The sequence below is a fragment of the Dyadobacter sp. CY326 genome, assembly GCF_021390515.1.
GTDB lineage: Bacteria > Bacteroidota > Bacteroidia > Cytophagales > Spirosomataceae > Dyadobacter.
The window spans coordinates 186,251-204,296 of record NZ_JAJUXI010000006.1; the positions used below are offsets into that span (position 1 = coordinate 186,251).

General features: G+C 45.0%; 15 protein-coding genes. 6 read left to right on the forward strand and 9 right to left on the reverse strand.

The window, feature by feature from the left end; all coding sequences use genetic code 11:
* Window positions 1–50: 50 nt before the first annotated feature.
* The gene (locus tag LZG73_RS13635; protein WP_233850355.1) at window positions 51–275 is read right to left on the reverse strand and encodes a hypothetical protein; all 225 of its coding nucleotides are present in this window, start codon (window positions 273–275) and stop codon (window positions 51–53) included.
* A 267-nt stretch (window positions 276–542) separates the two neighbouring features.
* Here LZG73_RS13635 and nhaA point away from each other — a divergent pair, with 267 nt between their 5' ends.
* Window positions 543–1,724, forward strand: coding sequence for a Na+/H+ antiporter NhaA (nhaA, locus tag LZG73_RS13640; RefSeq protein ID WP_233850357.1), 1,182 nt, complete (start codon window positions 543–545; stop codon window positions 1,722–1,724).
* Window positions 1,725–1,729: 5 nt separating this feature from the next.
* Here nhaA and LZG73_RS13645 read toward each other — a convergent pair whose 3' ends face one another.
* On the reverse strand, window positions 1,730–2,236 hold the full coding sequence (locus LZG73_RS13645; RefSeq protein ID WP_233850359.1) for a hypothetical protein: 507 nt from the start codon (window positions 2,234–2,236) through the stop codon (window positions 1,730–1,732).
* A 67-nt stretch (window positions 2,237–2,303) separates the two neighbouring features.
* Here LZG73_RS13645 and nfi point away from each other — a divergent pair, with 67 nt between their 5' ends.
* Window positions 2,304–3,032 carry a deoxyribonuclease V gene (gene nfi, locus LZG73_RS13650; RefSeq protein WP_233850361.1) on the forward strand — a complete coding sequence of 243 codons (729 nt, stop codon included), beginning with the start codon at window positions 2,304–2,306 and terminating at the stop codon, window positions 3,030–3,032.
* A 33-nt stretch (window positions 3,033–3,065) separates the two neighbouring features.
* On the opposite strand, the gene LZG73_RS13655 is transcribed toward nfi, so the two are convergent.
* From LZG73_RS13655 to LZG73_RS13685, 7 genes are all read right to left on the reverse strand, one after another.
* Complete coding sequence (locus LZG73_RS13655) at window positions 3,066–4,256, reverse strand: glycoside hydrolase family 18 protein (protein WP_233850363.1); 1,191 nt, start codon at window positions 4,254–4,256, stop codon at window positions 3,066–3,068.
* 99 nt (window positions 4,257–4,355) lie between these two features.
* Window positions 4,356–5,255, reverse strand: coding sequence for a non-homologous end-joining DNA ligase (gene ligD / locus LZG73_RS13660; protein ID WP_233850365.1), 900 nt, complete (start codon window positions 5,253–5,255; stop codon window positions 4,356–4,358).
* Between the two features lies 1 nt (window position 5,256).
* On the reverse strand, window positions 5,257–6,030 hold the full coding sequence (locus LZG73_RS13665) for a Ku protein (protein WP_233850381.1): 774 nt from the start codon (window positions 6,028–6,030) through the stop codon (window positions 5,257–5,259).
* Between the two features lie 60 nt (window positions 6,031–6,090).
* Window positions 6,091–6,843, reverse strand: coding sequence for a LytTR family DNA-binding domain-containing protein (locus LZG73_RS13670; protein ID WP_233850386.1), 753 nt, complete (start codon window positions 6,841–6,843; stop codon window positions 6,091–6,093).
* A 21-nt stretch (window positions 6,844–6,864) separates the two neighbouring features.
* On the reverse strand, window positions 6,865–7,947 hold the full coding sequence (locus tag LZG73_RS13675; protein ID WP_233850390.1) for a sensor histidine kinase: 1,083 nt from the start codon (window positions 7,945–7,947) through the stop codon (window positions 6,865–6,867).
* Window positions 7,948–7,990: 43 nt separating this feature from the next.
* Window positions 7,991–8,644, reverse strand: coding sequence for a hypothetical protein (locus LZG73_RS13680; RefSeq protein WP_233850392.1), 654 nt, complete (start codon window positions 8,642–8,644; stop codon window positions 7,991–7,993).
* Window positions 8,645–8,759: 115 nt separating this feature from the next.
* Window positions 8,760–10,925, reverse strand: coding sequence for a TonB-dependent receptor (locus LZG73_RS13685; RefSeq protein WP_233850395.1), 2,166 nt, complete (start codon window positions 10,923–10,925; stop codon window positions 8,760–8,762).
* A gap of 382 nt (window positions 10,926–11,307) precedes the next feature.
* Here LZG73_RS13685 and LZG73_RS13690 point away from each other — a divergent pair, with 382 nt between their 5' ends.
* From LZG73_RS13690 to LZG73_RS13705, 4 genes are all read left to right on the forward strand, one after another.
* A complete protein-coding gene (locus tag LZG73_RS13690) occupies window positions 11,308–11,520 on the forward strand; it encodes a hypothetical protein (RefSeq protein WP_233850397.1) in 213 nt (70 codons plus the stop codon).
* Between the two features lie 372 nt (window positions 11,521–11,892).
* Window positions 11,893–13,122 (forward strand): multidrug effflux MFS transporter, encoded by a 1,230-nt coding sequence (locus LZG73_RS13695; RefSeq protein WP_233850399.1) that lies wholly within the window; start codon window positions 11,893–11,895, stop codon window positions 13,120–13,122.
* 25 nt (window positions 13,123–13,147) lie between these two features.
* A complete protein-coding gene (locus LZG73_RS13700; protein ID WP_233850403.1) occupies window positions 13,148–15,061 on the forward strand; it encodes an AAA domain-containing protein in 1,914 nt (637 codons plus the stop codon).
* A 105-nt stretch (window positions 15,062–15,166) separates the two neighbouring features.
* Complete coding sequence (locus tag LZG73_RS13705; protein ID WP_233850405.1) at window positions 15,167–17,956, forward strand: DUF5686 and carboxypeptidase regulatory-like domain-containing protein; 2,790 nt, start codon at window positions 15,167–15,169, stop codon at window positions 17,954–17,956.
* Window positions 17,957–18,046 lie beyond the last annotated feature (90 nt).

Below are 18,046 nucleotides of genomic sequence, written 5' to 3' on the forward strand. Positions count from 1 at the left end.
AGTGGTTCTCCCTTTTAATCTCAATTTCACCTTAATAACTGACTCTCTAACTATTTTGCAACTTTAAGCTCAACGATTGAAGCTTTTTGTGCCGGCGTGTATTTGGCGTAATCATTGCTCGCTTTTTCACGTTGTGGAGCTGGCGTTTCAATGGGCTGAGCCGATGCGGGTAATGTGTTTGGTGCTGCTACTTTTGTTTTATCTTCTATGTTAGCAAATGCGAAAGTAGTGCTGAGCGCCATGGCGCAAACGAATGTTGTGATTGAATTTTTCATAGCTAAATCTTTTTTAAATCTTGTGTTTGTCTTATTTGACTGTGCAAATGTAAGCCAATGATATTATTGAACATAGGATTTTTTCACTAAATGAGCTAATGGTAATATGAGTGGTTCTAATTGATGATGAGTTATTTAACGACATTTGTCAGTTTGCAATAATATTAATTAGCGCTATTTGGATGAAAAATTTGATTCGTATTTAACATTGGAATAATGCAATAATCTTGATATTCTTAGAAAATAAATTTTCCCTAAATTGGGTGCATGGCAAAACTTATCAATCTCAGGTCATTCAAAGAGTTTGTTCAATCCGGATCAGCTGGTGGCATTATCCTCATTATTTGCGTGATCGTTTCACTGATCATTGCAAACACAAGCGCAGGGCCGGGATTGGAAGCTTTGCTGGGCACTAATCTGGGTTATAGTTTCAAAGATATTCATCTCGAATATTCCTTGCTGATCTGGATCAATGATGGCTTAATGGCGATCTTTTTCCTGATGGTCGGATTGGAGATAAAACGGGAATTGGTTGAAGGGGAATTGTCGTCATTGAAGAAAGCTGCGCTGCCGATTTTTGCCGCGCTTGGCGGTGTGATCGTTCCGGCGGTGATATTTTCCGCATTCAATAAAAACACGGAAACGGCTGGCGGGTGGGGAATTCCCATGGCGACGGACATTGCTTTTGCCATTGCGATCATTACCATGTTGGGTAAAAAAGTGCCTGCCTCACTCAAAATTTTCCTCGCCGCGCTTGCTATTGTTGACGATCTGATGGCGATTCTCGTCATTGCTATTTTTTATTCTTCGGAGCTGCATTACACTTATCTGCTTTATGCGGGAGGGATTTTCATAGTGTTGTTAATGCTCAATAAATTAGGCGTCAAGCATTTGGCCGCCTATCTCATTCCAGGCGTTTTTATTTGGTATTTTATTCACCACTCTGGCGTTCATGCAACCATCGCGGGTGTGCTCACTGCTTTCGCCATTCCCACCACGCCCGATGCGACTGAATCACCATTGGAGAAGCTTGAACACATCCTGGTTAATCCGGTTAACTATTTGATTATGCCCATTTTTGCATTGGCCAATACTAACATCAGATTTGAAGATGGCATGATTGCAGGCCTGACAACACCATTGGGTCTGGGGATCATTCTGGGATTGGTTGTTGGAAAACCTGTTGGAATCACTGCACTTTCGTGGCTGTCGGTGAAGCTGGGCATTAGCGCAAAGCCTGATGGGGCCGACTGGCTTCATATTATTGGCGTTGGCATGCTGGGAGGGATCGGCTTTACCATGTCGGTTTTCATTGCATTGTTGTCATTTGCTGGACATGACGACATTCTTTCAGAAGCGAAGTTTTCTATTCTTACCGGGTCTGTTTTGTCAGGATTATTAGGCTGCGCAATGCTGAGCTGGGTCAGCAAGCAAAGGGTGCGCGCATAAAGGCGTTATTCCGTTTTTGCTTTGATCAAAATATATTCAATGTCGTTACCCGATCCGAAAGCTGAGATCTGCGAATATTTTTCATAATTATCCCATCTTTTCAGCTGATCTTCATCTACATTTGGTTTAATGTCTTCTTTCAGATTCAAGATGCCTAACACAACGCGATCTTCGAAATCATAGTCAGAAAGCTTGTTTAACTGAATCTGATCTGCGATTTCATTGATATAAGTGATCTCAATTTTCCCTTCACGATAAGTCATTTTGGGGCACTTTTCGCAGCCGGCAACTTCGTCTTTATAGTAACTGTCCAGTTTGCCTTTTCCCAAAACAGCCTCAACTTCCTGCTTGCTGCGAAAGGCAACTTTCGGCAAATCCAGTTCTACGGTCACGGGCGCGTTTTCATCCCGGTCACGAAGCACGAAGAATTTTACAAAAATGGCGATGAGCACAATGATGAATGCAATGAATTTCCAATTTGCCCATTTGCGTTTAACTGTAGTATTTTCCATGCGGATGGCTTGATTTTTTATTAAGACTGATATTAAGTTTTTACAAAGAATATCATGCCAGTCGTCTATGAGAAGCATTATCGAAACGCCAGAGTCCAATTACGGGCAATTAACCATTGCTGAGGCAACACAGATCCAGGAAAGTTTGCGTGAACAATTGGTTCTGACGCCCATGGAAGGCGAGATCAAAACCATTGCCGGAGCGGATATTTCGCTCGATCTCAATAGCGAAATTGTGTACGCAGGCATCGTAATCCTCAGTTTTCCCGACCTTACGCCCATTGCATATTCGCTCGTTCAGGGCATTAATATATTCCCATATGTGCCTGGTTATCTGGCCTTCCGCGAGATTCCATCCATTCTAAAAGCATTTGAACAGATCCCGGTGAAACCCGACGTTGTAATGTTCGACGGCAATGGAATTTTGCATAAGAAAAGGATGGGCATTGCATCGCATTTTGGCGTTGTAACGGACTCCGTGACAATGGGTTGTGCGAAAAGAAAGCTTGCAGGAATTTATGCTGATCCGGCTGAATCAAAAGGAGAATATGCGCTTGTGACAGATAAGGGCGAAACGATCGGATTTGCATTGCGCAGCAAAAATAACGTGAAGCCGATTTTCATCTCGCCCGGACATAAAATGAGCTTGAAAGACAGCATGGACATTGCCCTGCGATGCATTGGAAAACACCGTCTGCCCGAACCAACGCGAAGAGCGCACGAGTTTGTAAACCGGTTCAGGACAGGTGAGTTAACAGAAGGATACCACGAAATAAGCGAATTGAGCTTGTTTTAATGGTCTGTTATTAACTAACAGACCATCAATTCATTATTTGAAAGACTTGTCAATCTCGTCCAGCAGATAGGTTTTCAAGTCAGAATCATATTCCCAGAACATCACACCTGCCAGTTTTTTGTCCAAAACATATTGGCATTTGTCGTGAACGGACTGCTCATCGTCGTAACTTAAAACGTCTCCCGTGGTTGCATTGAGCAAATAAGGCGCTTTTGCGGTTTTATCACGATATTCTTTAAAGCCTTTTTTGTTGATCAGGCTGTCTTTGATCATGGTGTAACCGTCCACATAATCTTGCTTGATGTGCTTTTGTCCCAATCCCTTGTCCAGCTTTGCAACACGGAACATGCGGCCGTAAAACGGAAGGCCCACAACCAGCTTGTTCATCGGAACGCCCTCTGCCGAAAAAGCCTTCACCGCATTGTCCACCGAATGACTTGCTTTGTAAATATCTGAATTGTATAAAGCAGCATGATGCACCGCAGTGTCGCCCTGAAAAAGGTCGTAAGTCATCATATTCACATAATCCAGAAAAGCCGCCGCCTTACCCATTTCGACCACTTTAAGGAACGAAGTGAAGCCCGGAACAGCAGTTGTCAGGAGTTTTTGCTTGCCTGATTCTTTTTCAAATGTGTCCAGTTCTTTGCGGATCGCTTCGAACATCAATGTGAAGTTTTGCTTATCCTCTTTCCTGAAAACATTCCCATCCTCACCTGCCATTCCGGGATATTCCCAGTCAATGTCCACACCATCCAGATTGTATTTTTTGATAATATCAACTGCACTTGCTGCAAATATTTTTCTTGAATCTGCTGTCAAAACGGCATCAGAGAAGTTTTCACTCCATGTCCAGCCACCCAGGGAAATCAGGATTTTCAGGTCAGGATTTTTCTTTTTCAGTAATTTGAGCTTGCGGAAGTTGGTGGAGTCCGTCTTTTCATTTGTCAGGAATGCTTTGCCTTTTTGCACATCCACAAATGCATAATTAATGTGCGTGAGCTTGTCAACTTCAATGCGGTCTGTGTTGATAAGTCCGCGGAAGCCGCCCACATAACCAATAACGACCGGTTTTGTGGAAGTGCTGTCGTTAGCAGCGATCTGCGCGGAGGCGGTTTCGTCTTTCTTTTCTTCGGATTTGCAAGCATTAAGAAACAGCAGCGAAGTCGAGATAAGCAGGGCTGTGAAAGCGGGAGGCAGGTTTTTTGTAAATTTTTTGAGGAACATGGGATTAGGATATGATTGAAGCAATAAAGTAACCATTACTTCAAAACAACTCCTAATGCGTGGTCGTGAATGTGTCAGAAAAAGCGATGATCAGCGCAATCACTCTGCCTGCATGGCTTCAAGCTTCTGAATCGCCTTGGCCATATCCACACCTTTTCCCAAAACACCTTTAAACAAATCTCCCTTTTCTTCCACACGTTTCAGCATGTTCTTGATTGTGAAATCTTTGGGGCTCAGTCCATGCTTCACCTCACGCCATTCCAGCGGCGCCGAAACGGTTGCTCCGGGTTTCGGACGTACGCTATATGCAGACGCAAGCGTCTGCGCAACGCGGTTTTGCAGATAATCCACATAAATCTGGTTCTTCTTCCGTTTGGAAAGTGAGCGTTCCAATGTTGTAGTTTCGGGAAGCCTTTCAGTCACCATTGTCGCGAGGATTTCAGCGAAACTGCGGCTTTCGTCAAAGGTGTATTTTTTGCCAAAAGGAATATAAATATGCAGCCCGCTCGACCCGGAAGTCTTGCAAAAACCTGTCATGCCTGTCTGGTCAATGAGGTCCTTAATGACGAGCGCAACGTCAATCACTTCTTCAAATGTGTTGTTGTCGGAAGGATCAATGTCCATCACAATGTAGTCGGGATAATCGAGCTTGCTCGTGGTCGAATTCCAGGGATTCATCTCAATGCAGCCCATGTTGGCCAGATAAAGCAGCGTTTCTACATCATTGCAGATGAAATAATTGACCATCTTATCAGTCGATTCCGCGTGGATTTCCACTGTTTTGATCCAGTCCGGAATGTTGTCGCCGGCGTCTTTTTGGAAAAAGCTCGCTTCCTTTATGCCATTCGGATTGCGCCTGAGTGACAATGGCCGGTCTTTGAGATAAGGCAGAATGTAAGGCGCGATGAGGCTGTAAAATTCGAGCAATTCGCCTTTTGTGATTTTTTCATCAGGCCAATAAAGCTTATCCAAATGCGTTAGTTCGGCTTGCTTCTTCATATCAGGATGCTTTACGTTTGGGCGCGCTCAGACTTTCTTTTAATTGAGCCATAAGATCTTTGCTTTTCGAATGCACGATCTTCATTTTCGGCGTTGCCGGTTTTTTGCCTTTGGCCTTAGCCATAATGAGTTGCAGCAGCGATTCGTTGTAAGTGTCTTTATAATTTGAAATATCAAATTCGGTCGTCAGCTGCTCTATCAACTGCACCGCCATGGCCATTTCGGCAGGCTTTATTTTAATGTCCGGAATGTCGAGTTCATCCGTTTCGCGGATTTCTTCCTGAAACCTGATTTTGTTCAAAATCAACAGATCGCCAGCCGCCTTTATTAAAACCAAACTTTCGCGGTTACGCAAAACGTAAGTTCCCAAGCCCGCTTTTCCTGTTTTTTTCAATGCATCACGAAGCAATGCATAAGGCTTGCCGCCTGACTTTTCCGGTTGCAAGTAATATGGCGTTTCATAGTAAATGCTATCAATGTCTTTTTCATTGACAAATTCTGCTATCTCAATAATCTTGGTTTTTTCAGGGCTGGCTTTTTCAAAATCCTTTTCATCCAGCACCACATATTCATCATCAACCTTGTAACCTTTTACAATATCATCCCAATCGACCTCCTTGCCAGTGTTGCCGTTAACGCGCTGATATTTAATGTTTGCGTGATCTTTTTTGTCCAGCATATCCAAGTCCAGCTCGGCATGCTGGGTCGCGCTGAAAAGTTTAACGGGAATGCTGACAAGGCCAAATCCAATGGCTCCGGACCAAATTGCTCTCATAGGTTCTTTGAAAATGATCGTTCGATAATAGGAAACGATATGCTAAAAATCCGTGCCGCGTTACTGTCCAAGCCAGCTCTTGAAAGCGCCCATCCGCTCTCGACTGATGAGAATGTCGTTGTCGGAACAGTTTGCCAGATGAACTTTCAATCGGCTGTTCGAGTAAGTGAAGACGTCTTTGATGGCAGTGATGGAGCTGATATACTTCCGGTTAATCCTGAAAAACCGCTCCGGGGCAACCATATCTTCGATCTCATCCAGAATGTAATCAACATTGTATTTTTTGCCCTGAATCGTTTGCAGGATTGTGACTTTCTCCTCACTAAAAAAGAATGCAATGTCTTGCACATCAATTGTTTGAATGCGTTCGCCGAGCTTTACCAGAAAGCGTGATTTATAGGTTTTGGTTGCAGGCTGGATCAGGTTTCGAATTTGCTCAAGGGAAATGCCAGGTTCTTTTTTGCCTGAGTTAAATTTATTAAGAGCTTGTTTAAGTTCTTCGGGGTCAATGGGTTTTAATAAATAATCAATGCTGTTGAGCCTGAATGCTTTGATCGCATATTGATCATAAGCCGTGCAAAATATGATCGGTGCCGTGACTTTGACTTGTTCAAAAATCTCAAAACTGATGCCGTCCGCAAGTTGAATGTCGAGGAATATCAGATCGGGTTCGGGATTGTTGTTGAACCAGCGGATAGCGGCGGTCACTGTATCGAGGCTTTCAACTACTTTTGCTTCGGGCAAATTCTCGCTTAACAGCTGAATTAAGCGCCGCACGGCCGGTTTTTCGTCTTCTATGATTAATATCGTCATAAGTAGGAAGCTCCTCTGTTTTCACTTTGATGACATCGCCTTTTGGGCAATGTTTAAAATGGGAAGTTTAACAACAAACCAACCGTGATCCTGGCTCACTGAAATCGTCTCGTTGCTTAACAATTCATAACGTTTGCTGATGTTCGCGAGTCCGACGCCCGTTGAATCGTCCGGAATGCTGCTTTTTGGTTGGAAATTATTTTTTGCAATTAATTGATTGTCAATAATTTCAATCTCTATTTTTAATGGCGTTTCGATCGATGCGACATTGTGCTTGACGGCGTTCTCTAACAACAATTGCAATGACAGCGGCGGCAAAAAGCCATCCGCATGGCCATTAACCTGAATGTCATATTGCAGACTTTCCTCAAAGCGGATCTTTTGAAGTGAAAGATAATTTTCCGCGAAATGCAGTTCCTGCCCGACCGTAACCAACTCCTCCTGCTGCACTTCGAGCACATAGCGATAAATGCCCGAAAGCTGGCGAATGAATTTTGCGGCTGTGTCTGGACTTTCATAAACCAGATTGCTCAGCACATTCAAAGAATTGAAAAGAAAATGTGGGTTGAGCTGGTCTTTCAATGATTGATATTGCTGCGCAAAACGCTCCGTTTTCAATTGTTCCGACTCGATTGCGGCATTTCGCCATTCAAGCAGGAATGAACGGCTGATTAATACGAACAAAATGACAAAGGAAAGTTTCATCGGAAATTCCGTCCGGTTAAACAGCTTTTTCCAGGGAATGTTATCCAATGTAAAGTTTTGCCGAAATACGTAATTATGCAGAAAAATAATGACCAGACTTGTGCAAAAAACGTAGAAGAAATAGCTTAAACATTCCAGAAAAAGCCTTTTTGCAGGATAAAGAATCCAGGGAATGGTGCGGTCAAAATAGTCTTCCATCAAGAAACCGCCATAACTCAGCGAGCAGGACATTAGGAAGGAGAATATAATGTCTTCGGCGAATTCACCCAGGTTTTCGCCCGAGACAAGACATTCGGGGCAGAGGCTTGCCGAGATCGCGAGTGCAATGAGTAGGTTAACGCTCAGGAAGGCCGGTGAGAAATTCCAGAATTTTTTTGAGCCGCGCGTTGTAAGTTTCATGGACTGCAATATCGATGAATTTTGATCAATTGTAAAAGTGGGCCTATTGACAACTTTTGACCATTTTTTCTGCAAGATTTTTGCCCCAGGTTGGCATTAATGCAGCTTTTAGCGCTGCTTCGTCCTGTGTGGCGAAGCTAGCCAGACTCTCGTATGCCAATCCGCAGGATTTTTCCGTGCCGGAGCCGAAAAACTTCGCCATGCCGTGTTCCATTTGCGCGAGCAAAACCAATGCGCGCGGATTTTTTTCATTGATTGCCAAAGCCTTCCCAAATGTCTGCATCACCTGAGCCGACAAACTTTGCCCACGACCCGCAGGATCAACGCTCAGTTTTGCCATTGTAATAAACCCCTGTAATGCTACGATCTCTGAATTATTCTTGGAAATCGCATCCGCTTTTTCAGCAATTTCTGTTGCCCTTGCCAGAACTTCGTCCCGCTTGTCGGCAGGCAAATGAATGTCCACACCCTGGAACGTGCAGGCCAATGCTTCATAATAATAAGGTTGCCATTCGTTGGGATTCAGCTGCGAGATTCGCGCAAATGCGTTAGCCGATTGCTGGTAAACAGGAAGGGAATCCGCATCCATCAGTTTCGCAATTTCCTTTTTCATAGCCGCTTGATAAGGCGAATCTTGCGCGTATGCGCTTAGGATTGTGAACAGTAATGCAATGGTAATCTGAGTTAGTTTTTTCATGTTGGTTGGTTGTAAGAGACTTGGTAAGTCTGCGTTCGAGTTATAAATTATTGCAGTTGGTTGCCGGTTAAGAGACTTACCAAGTCTTGGAGACTTGGTAAGTCTGCATTTCGAATCATAAATTATTTAGCTGATTGGCTTTTTTGTCTTTTGAAAGTGTAATGAACAGTCCCGCGAAGAGGAATCTTTTCGCGCCTTGTCCAATCGGCTGACTGGCGTAGGAACCGGCTTCGTCGGGCTGTGCAGCATATTTATAGCCGAACACGTTTTGCCTTCCGAGCACATTGGAACATGCCACGTGGAAGATCACATTAGGCTTGGGCAGGTAACTAATGCTCACGCTCAAATCGCTGTAAGCCTTGGTTTTTCGCTGCATTTCTCCCGCAAGATTTGGGTCATCGTAGGTGTAGCCGCTGTTCCAGGACCAGGACGTTCCTACCAACGATTTAATGGCAGTCACAAAATGTTTGACCACCACGGAGCCATTGTGTTTTGGGGCAAATGAAGGCTGGACCTCTTGTTCATAAGCGGCAAATTTCCGCTTGCTGTCGACAAAACTGTAAGTGATCCAGAAGTCTGTGTCTTTGATTGTTTTCTTGTCGCGCAGGAAAAAGTCGACGCCTTTCGCATAACCGGATCCATTCAATGCAATGTTGTTCGGATTGCTTGCGGGTCCTTTGTAAGTGACGAGGTTGTTATAGTTTTTGTAGAAAGCCTCAGCACGGAATGTGCGATTGTTATTGACAATGAAATAATTAAGAATGTAATGTGTCGCTGCTGAATTCTTTAAATCGGTTTGCAGCACTCTCAATTTCTCTTCCGGCAATTGTTTGAATTTTCCGGCAGCGAATGAGAACTGACCTTGGTTGTTCACCTTGTATGCAACTGAAAATCGCGGCGTAAACCAGGTTTGTTTGGCCAATGCACTGTGCCCCGTCCGCAAACCCGCAACCATGATCAGGCGGTTGCTGAAATAATAACTGGCTTCAATGAAATGGTTGAATTGGTTATCGGTAAAATCCCTTTTGCGATTTTCGTCCAGCAATGACTCGGAATAGCTTTTGGCATAAAACTCCAAGCCGTTTTTAATGGAAAATTGCGGTGAAAAATCTTTTACGGCAACGATTTTGGAATGGAAAATCTGGTTAACCTGCCTTACATCCGCTGCATTCAACTGAACATTGTCCTTATTATGGGACAAAGCAACGCCGCCGTAAAAAAACCAGCCTTTGTTGCCCGAATGGCGAAACGAAATGTTGCCATAATGATAACGGTTATGCAGTTTCACGCGATCTCCACGGCCATTGTCTCCCGGAATCTTTTGCCAGATCACCATATTGCTGCCCTCGGTGTGGAAATATGCTTTGATAAACCCGGCATTGCCTTTAACCGCATTGCCCCATTTCTGGCGCAGCGAAACCTCGCTATCCCAATTTGATGGAGCCTTTTCCCAATCAAAATTTTGCTTGACAAGCGCCTGATAGGGAGCCAGATTATAGTAATTGGCCGATGCAGTCAAAGCCCTGTTGTCCTTCACCAATGTTTGCGTGTAACCGCCGCCAAGTGACATGATGCTGACGTCGCTCTGGTTGCGCATCGGCAGGTCCACTGTGTTCAATGCCAGCGTGGACGACAGCGCTTGTCCGTATTCCGCGGAATATCCGCCTGTGCTGAAAAACGATCCTTTGAAAAGATTCGCGCTGAAACGATTGCGGGTTGGAACATTGGAAGTTGTGCTGCCAAATGCATTTCCTACTTGCAGTCCGTCAATGTAAATGGCAGTTTCGGAAGCGTCACCTCCGCGGACGAAAAGGCGGCCATCATTGCCAATGGTGGAAGTGCCGGGCAGTGTGAGCAATGCTGCTGTAATGTTGCCCATTGCGCCCGAAGTTGTGACGATATCCAATGGTTTGAGCACGACGGATTTCTTTTCATCGCCTGCCTCCATTGCGCCGGCAGTGATCGTCACGGCATTGAGCTGGTTTATCGTTTCGTGCAATGCGATGTCGAGCGCCACAGGTCGCCCCTTCAATTCCAATGTAACTTCCTGGGTTTTGAAACCGACAGCCTGAACAGTTACAATCTGATTTCCCGACGCGTTGGTGCTGAATATGAACTTCCCGTCTGCGTCGGAAGATGTGCCGTCATAAGTCCCTTTCAAATAAACGTTCGCACCGGGAACTGCTGCACCTTTTTGATCCGAAATTTTGCCGGAGATAACAGCTTGTGCCAATACGGCAAAGCTGGTGAGGAGGAAGAATAGGATTGAAAGCGTTTTCATTTTGCCCTTTGTTTGACCCAAAATTGAGCAGAATGAAAACGCCGGGGAATTCAATGTTACCGAAGTTCAGCAGCAGGCATATGAAGTGCGGAATATGTTGACCGAAGTGCAAAACTTGATGCTGTATCTTTGTAATAACCGGCCTTTCGAAAACAGCTTAAATTGGCACTGCTTTCAGATTTCTTAACATTTTCGATAAATTTTTTCAAAAATTCACAAAACGCTTGAAATCAGGATTTTAATTTTCTATATTTCATATCCGGAGGTCGGGAAGTGGAGGTTAACCATGGTTATTTGGTCCTTGTAAAGTTGTGCTGGCATATTTATTTAAGATGCCTCTCGAAACAATGTCACAACGACTTACTCTTAAATCAAATATAGCATGATAGCGACACTTGGCAATAACGCATTAAGTACATTGAAACCTGGCGCAGTTCTTACAGTTACCGGCGCAAATACAGAAACGGATGCGCAGAGAGAAGTAGCAGATTTTTTGCAAATGAGCAATAGAACCGACTTGGGTTATTTTCTTATTTCAAAGGATTACTTCTTGTTGTATTTGAAGTCGGAAGGTTCGTTAAGTGGGGTTGCTTAGACTTACTTTTTTTCCGTTTAAAAAAACATGGTACGATCAGGTACATTTAAATTAATGGGCCAAAAGCTCATAAACATTATCATTCACAGAGACGACGTAGTTAAAATAGCACCGATTAAAAAAGGCCGCGGTTGCATTATTTATCTGAAAAACAAAGTTCCATACACTGTTAGCGAAAGCGAGCGTGAAGTTTATAAGAAGTTGGACTGGATTACGGTTTGAAAATCGAATTTTTGATTGAAAATATAGCTGAGGCTCCGAATTAATCGGAGCCTTTTTTATTGACTAATAGTGAGATAAATCCTATTCGCCCGAACCCTCAGTTGCTAACCCGCGTTATAGCGGCTCAATGCAACGCCACAATAAATAGAAATGTCCAAAAAAACATACTTTTTCTTAATACTGATTTTAGGCAGTTTAACGGCACTTGGGCCTTTTTCCATCGACATGTATCTGCCCGGATTCCCTGCCATTGCAAAAGATTTGCACACAACCGCCGCCAAAGTCTCACTATCCCTTTCCGGCTTTTTCGTTGGAATTTCATTGGGCCAGCTTCTTTACGGTCCGCTCCTTGATCGATTCGGGAGAAAAAGGCCGCTCTTCATTGGCTTGGTCGTTTACATTATCGCCTCGGCGGGTTGCGCCATGGCTGGCTCCATTAATGACCTTATTTTGTTGCGCGTCGTGCAGGCTATCGGAAGTTGTGCGGCCACGGTTGCTTCTGTGGCGATGGTTCGGGATTTGTTTCCGGTTAAAGACAATGCAAAAGTCTTTTCGTTGCTGCTCCTGGTTGTGGGCGTTTCCCCAATGATCGCACCGACAGTGGGCGGTTATGTAACAGATGCTTTCGGCTGGCATGCCGTCTTTTTGATCCTTACCGGAATGGGTATCGCAATTCTGGGCGCAACAGTGCTTTGGTTGCCAGACAGTTACAAGCCCGATAAGACGCTTTCGCTGAAACCGAGACCGATCATCATGAATTTCCTGCAAGTGGTGCGTGAACCGCAATTTTACACTTACGCACTTACGGGCGCGATTGCATTCGCTGGGTTGTTCGCCTACGTTGCTGGCTCGCCTTTGGTTTTCATGGAAGTTTTCCACACCGATGGCAAAGTTTATGGCTGGATCTTCGCATTTCTTTCGGTTGGATTTATCGGGTCAAGTCAGCTGAATACATTGTTTTTGCGCAAATACAGCAGCGAGCAGATCGTTAACACCGCCTTGATTTGTCAGGTTGTGGTGAGCTTCGCATTTCTCGCAGCCGCATTAAGTGGGTTTCTGACACTTCCTGTCACCATTGCTTTCCTATTTTTCTTCCTTTGCTGCATTGGTTACACTTATCCGAATGCCGCAGCACTCTCGCTGGCACCATTCACCAGGAATGCAGGCAGTGCGTCGGCGCTGATGGGTGCCTTCCAGATGGGCGCGGGCACATTGATATCCATTGTCATCAGTTTGTTTGAAGAACCTTCTGTTGTTCCAATGGTCGCTGCGATGGCCGGATCTTCGGTTCTGGCGCTTTCGATGCTCGTTTTTGGCAGGCGTTTTATCAAAGAAAAAGTGGAAGTGCAGCAAGGCGCAGATGCCGGAATAATGCATTAAACCGGTTAGTTGACTTTATTTGCGCATGGATTATTTCAAAAAGCTTCTCGATTTACTCAAAACAGAAAGGGAAGAAGATAAGGCATCTTACCAGCGACTGTTTGAACGCACATCGGTTTCCGAGCGTCGCGCCAGTGGTTTAAGTTGGTATCCCATTGCCATACGCGGCTCCGAAATGAGCCGGGGCGATTATTTGACGGTCGAGGTGGAGCGCACCACGCACCAGGACATTTCGCATCAGCTTCGGTTTGGCATGCCCGCGGTTTTGTTTTCCAATCACGAACCTAAAAAAGATCGGTTAGAAGGCATCATCACGCATCAGGGTGGGAACAGGTTGAAAATCACATTGCGCACAGACGAGCTTCCCGACTGGTCGCGGGATGGAAAACTGGGCATCGATCTGCTTTTTGACGATAACAGTTATGATGAAATGCAAGGGGCCATAAGATCAGCCTCTGCATTGCTTGAAAATAAAAAAGAAGGGCGTCTGGTCAAAATCCTGACGGGAGAAAAAACACCGTCTTTCAATGATGATCTTTTCAAAATAACAATTCCAAAACTCAACAACGCGCAAAACGAAGCGGTTAACAAAATCCTTTCGGCATCGGATCTCGCCATTGTGCACGGACCTCCGGGAACGGGGAAAACCACCACGCTTGTCCAGGCGATAAAGGCTCTGATTAAACAGGATCATCAGCAAATCCTGGTGGTTGCGCCAAGTAACACGGCCGTGGATTTGCTAAGTGAAAAACTTACGGACGAAGGCCTGAATGTGCTCCGTGTCGGGAATCCGGTGCGTGTTTCGGAGCGGCTGATGTCACTGACTTTGGATAGTAAACTGTCGGGTCACACGCGCATGAAGGACATTAAGGCGCTCAAGAAGCAGGCAAACGAATACAAAAACCTCGCGCACAAATACAAACGAAACTTTGGAAAAGCCGAGCGCGATCAACGGAAAGCGCTTTTTGATGAAGCCCACAAGATCATGAAGGAAGTGGGAAGCGTGGAGCAATATGCCATTGACGATATTTTGAGCAAAGCGCAGGTGATCACGGCAACATTGGTCGGTGCAAATCATTACACGGTCAGGAATTTGAAATACAAAACCGTCGTGATCGACGAGGCTGGCCAGGCCTTGGAACCTGCTTGCTGGATTCCGATTCTCAAAGCCGAGAAAGTGGTGCTTGCTGGCGACCATTTTCAGTTGGCGCCAACCATTAAATCAAGTGAAGCTGCAAAAAATGGGTTGAGCACCACATTGCTGGAAAAATGTGTGTCGCTACATCCCGAGTCAGTGATTTTATTGGAAGAGCAGTATCGTATGCATGAGGATATTATGGGTTTTTCTTCCAAAATATTTTACCAAAACAAACTCAAAGCCAACGCCGCAGTCGCCAACCATCTGGTTTTTCCGACGGACACAGCATTGGCATACATTGACACGGCGGGTTGTGGTTATGATGAAAAGCTCGAAGGAACAAGCTCCACCAATCCGGAAGAAGCCGTTTTTCTGTTCAAGCATTTGACGCATTATGTAGTTGAATTAATGCAATCGCCCGGTTTTCAGTCCACACATTTCCCAAGCATTGCCATCATTTCCCCTTACAAGGAACAGATTGGTTTGTTAAAGGAACAACTTGCGCACAGCATTGATTTACAGCCTTTTTTGTCTCAAATTTCAGTTAACACCATCGATAGTTTTCAAGGGCAGGAGCGGGATATTGTCTACATCAGCATGACCCGCAGCAATCCCGAGGGTGAAATTGGCTTCCTTTCGGACATTCGCCGCATGAATGTGGCCATGACGCGGGCGCGCAAAAAGCTTGTGGTGATCGGCGACAGCGCCACACTCTCCAGTTTGCCATTTTACTCGGATTTTATCTCCTATGCCGAGGGCCTGAGTGCGTATCAAAGCGCGTGGGAATTTGCTGACATTTGAGGACGGGGAAAAATTGCTTTTGACTTTTAGATGCAACCCCTTTATATTTAAAAGCATCTTCACCGAAAGTTACACCCGATTCGTCAAACGCCTTTTTGCCATCCTATGCTCAAACTTTACGTTTCAGTCATTCTGTTATTTTTATTGGTTGTTGGTCAAAGTGTGGCTCAAAGCACTTCTTCCAGCGGCATTAAGGGAATAATTAAAACAAAGAACGGCGATCCGCTGCCTTTCGCCGCGATCATTGTGAAAGGCACAGCCATCAGCACCATTTCCAACGAAGAGGGCCGTTATCAGCTGGACCTGAAACCAGGTTATTATGAGGTCATTTTCCAATATTTAGGTTTTAAAACAGGGCAAAAAGGCTTTACCGTTGAAAGCAAAATGGAAACCTTCGACCTCACCATGGAAGAGCAGGCGCTAACCCTTGGCGAGGTGCGTATAGGGAGCCGCGACGAAGATCCTGCCTACACCATAATGCGTCGCGCCATTGCCAAAAGTCGCTATCATTTGCTCCAAGTGGATAGTTATGTGGCCAAAGCCTATTCCAAATCATCCGTCGTCATCACGGATTTGCCGCTTGAATTTTTGTATAAAAAAGAATTGAAGGAAGTTGAAAAGGAGACCAATTTCAAAAAGGGCGTCCCGATCCTGAATGAGAGCGTTTCCGAGGTTACTTTTAAGCAGCCCAATTCATACAAACAGAAGGTTATCGCCGCCAGGAGCAGTCAGGACAAAGATTTTGCCAATCCCAATGCATATTTGCTGACCAGTTTTTATCAGCCGGAAGTGGTTAAGGCCGTTTCCCCATTGTCGCCGCGTGCATTTGCTTATTACAAATTCGAATATCTGGGCGCTTTCCGTGAGAATGGCATTGAAGTGAACAAAATAAAGGTGACGCCGCGCTCCTATGGCGAAGGTGTTTACAAAGGAACCATCCACATTATCGAGGATGAATGGAGCATTTACAGTCTTGATCTGACAACGGTTAACACGGGTTTTACCATCGATATCAAACAGGTTTACAGCCCGGTTCAGGGCGTTTGGATGCCTGTTAATCAGCAGTTCCATGTGCAGGGAGGAATTTACGGGCTGAAAGGAAAAGGTGATTTTGTGATTTCTCAATCCTTTTCCAACATTAAAATCAACCCGGCTTTCAGACCGGACATTGTGGTTGTGGACGACAAAAAGCAGAAAGAAGAAGCAAAAAAAGTGAAGCTTTCGGATCGGGAAATCAAGTCGCAGAAGCTGGAAGAAGTGGTTAGCAAGCAAAGGGAATTTTCTGCTAAAAACCTGCGGAAGATGATGAAAGAATATGAAAAGCAGGATTTGAAAGCGAAGGAGGAAAAAGGCGAGGACATTGATCTCAATTTCAGCAGAAATGATTCAACTGTGGTGGATTCAATGGCGGCAATGCGGAGTATGGCGTTTTGGGATTCCATTCGCACCGTTCCGCTAACAACGGCCGAGATAAAAAGTTATACACGGCTGGACAGCATCGTGGTTGTGACCAAGGGCACGCAGGAGCAGAAAGACAGTTTGAAAGTCGCAAAGTCTGACACAACTAAACGCAACAACAAAGGCGGGGGATTAGGCTTCGTGGGTGACATTTTTACAGGACGCAGTTTCAGATTAGGCAAGAAAAGCCCCTGGCGGCTCGATTACGTGACGCCGCTGCTAGGCGCGCAGGTCAATACGGTTGAAGGTTTAGTTTTGAATGGTGGTGGTTTGAAACTGCATTACAATGGTGGAAGTGCGAGGAGAAAGCCAGACAGCCTGCAAGTCGGGTCTGATAAGGCGAAGCGGTTTCCGGTGCGGCAAAACCAGGAATTAACCTTCAATGCACTCACCCGATATTCGTTCGCAAGACAAAAATTAATGCCCTATGGCGAAATAGACTATGGCTGGCAGCGGCATAAGCTCAGCTTATCGGGTGGACAAAATATTTCGCAATTCAATGGTGAGAACCCGATGCATCCGCTGTTGAACTCAATTACAACATTGTTTTTAGAGCAAAATTTTATCAAGATTTATGAAAAGAATTTTGTCCGGCTGGATTTTTCGACCAATCGCGAAAACGAACATTTCGAGCTGAAAGCCAACATTGAATATGCAGATCGCAGCCCACTCCGCAATGTCAGAAACACGAGTCCTTACCGCTGGATCGACTGGAAACGCAGGGAATTTACTTCCAACATTCCTTTTAATGAAGAATTAACGGACGAAAGCCGGACTGCATCCGTCGAAATGCAGCAGCATCAGGCGTTGACATTGGGCCTTGCGGCAGCTTACAAGCCGTGGCAAAAATACCGGACGCGAAAAGGGAAAACCTCTTATTATGACGATGATTCGCCGAAGTTGTCGGTTAATTATCGCAAAGGAATCAACGATGTGTTTGGCAGTGATGTCAAATATGATTTTTTCCAAATCGGCATCCAGCATGGGTTTGAAACGGGAGTCAGGAGTAAGCTGAGTTATAAGCTTGCCGCGGGACAATTTCGGGGAGACAGCGTTGCTTTTCCGGACTATCAACATTTCGCAGGCAATCGCTTTTTCTTCCAGATGGGCGATCCTGTCAGCACATTCCGGATGCTCGATTATTATCGTTATAGCACATCCAAACATTTCTTTGAAGCCCATGTTCTCAGCGAGTTTCGTAAATTCCTGTTGACTCAAATCACCTGGTTCCGCGTGTTGGGCATCAAAGAAAATTTCATGCTGCATTACTTAGCCACACCCACTTCCAACAATTACGCTGAACTTGGCTACGGCCTCGACGTAGGCATCCGCTTTCCCTTCCGCGTGGAAGTTGTGAACAGTTTTGAGGGTTTCAAATATAAAAATACGGTGTTCCGGATCGGGACGACGATGAATTTTAATCTGGGGCGGAATTGAGAAATTACAACTTTTTAGGAATGGATTCCCAAAAAGTAGTGTTTTTTTAGGAATCGATTCCCAAAAAGTTGGGTTTTTAAATTTGCGCCG

What these genes read in the sequence shown, in the direction of transcription:
- LZG73_RS13635 (WP_233850355.1), bottom strand. Translation starts at nt 275, where the DNA reads ATGAAAAATTCAATCACAACATTCGTTTGCGCCATGGCGCTCAGCACT.
- nhaA (WP_233850357.1), top strand. Translation starts at nt 543, where the DNA reads ATGGCAAAACTTATCAATCTCAGGTCATTCAAAGAGTTTGTTCAATCC.
- LZG73_RS13645 (WP_233850359.1), bottom strand. Translation starts at nt 2,236, where the DNA reads ATGGAAAATACTACAGTTAAACGCAAATGGGCAAATTGGAAATTCATT.
- nfi (WP_233850361.1), top strand. Translation starts at nt 2,304, where the DNA reads ATGAGAAGCATTATCGAAACGCCAGAGTCCAATTACGGGCAATTAACC.
- LZG73_RS13655 (WP_233850363.1), bottom strand. Translation starts at nt 4,256, where the DNA reads ATGTTCCTCAAAAAATTTACAAAAAACCTGCCTCCCGCTTTCACAGCC.
- ligD (WP_233850365.1), bottom strand. Translation starts at nt 5,255, where the DNA reads ATGAAGAAGCAAGCCGAACTAACGCATTTGGATAAGCTTTATTGGCCT.
- LZG73_RS13665 (WP_233850381.1), bottom strand. Translation starts at nt 6,030, where the DNA reads ATGAGAGCAATTTGGTCCGGAGCCATTGGATTTGGCCTTGTCAGCATT.
- LZG73_RS13670 (WP_233850386.1), bottom strand. Translation starts at nt 6,843, where the DNA reads ATGACGATATTAATCATAGAAGACGAAAAACCGGCCGTGCGGCGCTTA.
- LZG73_RS13675 (WP_233850390.1), bottom strand. Translation starts at nt 7,947, where the DNA reads ATGAAACTTACAACGCGCGGCTCAAAAAAATTCTGGAATTTCTCACCG.
- LZG73_RS13680 (WP_233850392.1), bottom strand. Translation starts at nt 8,644, where the DNA reads ATGAAAAAACTAACTCAGATTACCATTGCATTACTGTTCACAATCCTA.
- LZG73_RS13685 (WP_233850395.1), bottom strand. Translation starts at nt 10,925, where the DNA reads ATGAAAACGCTTTCAATCCTATTCTTCCTCCTCACCAGCTTTGCCGTA.
- LZG73_RS13690 (WP_233850397.1), top strand. Translation starts at nt 11,308, where the DNA reads ATGATAGCGACACTTGGCAATAACGCATTAAGTACATTGAAACCTGGC.
- LZG73_RS13695 (WP_233850399.1), top strand. Translation starts at nt 11,893, where the DNA reads ATGTCCAAAAAAACATACTTTTTCTTAATACTGATTTTAGGCAGTTTA.
- LZG73_RS13700 (WP_233850403.1), top strand. Translation starts at nt 13,148, where the DNA reads ATGGATTATTTCAAAAAGCTTCTCGATTTACTCAAAACAGAAAGGGAA.
- LZG73_RS13705 (WP_233850405.1), top strand. Translation starts at nt 15,167, where the DNA reads ATGCTCAAACTTTACGTTTCAGTCATTCTGTTATTTTTATTGGTTGTT.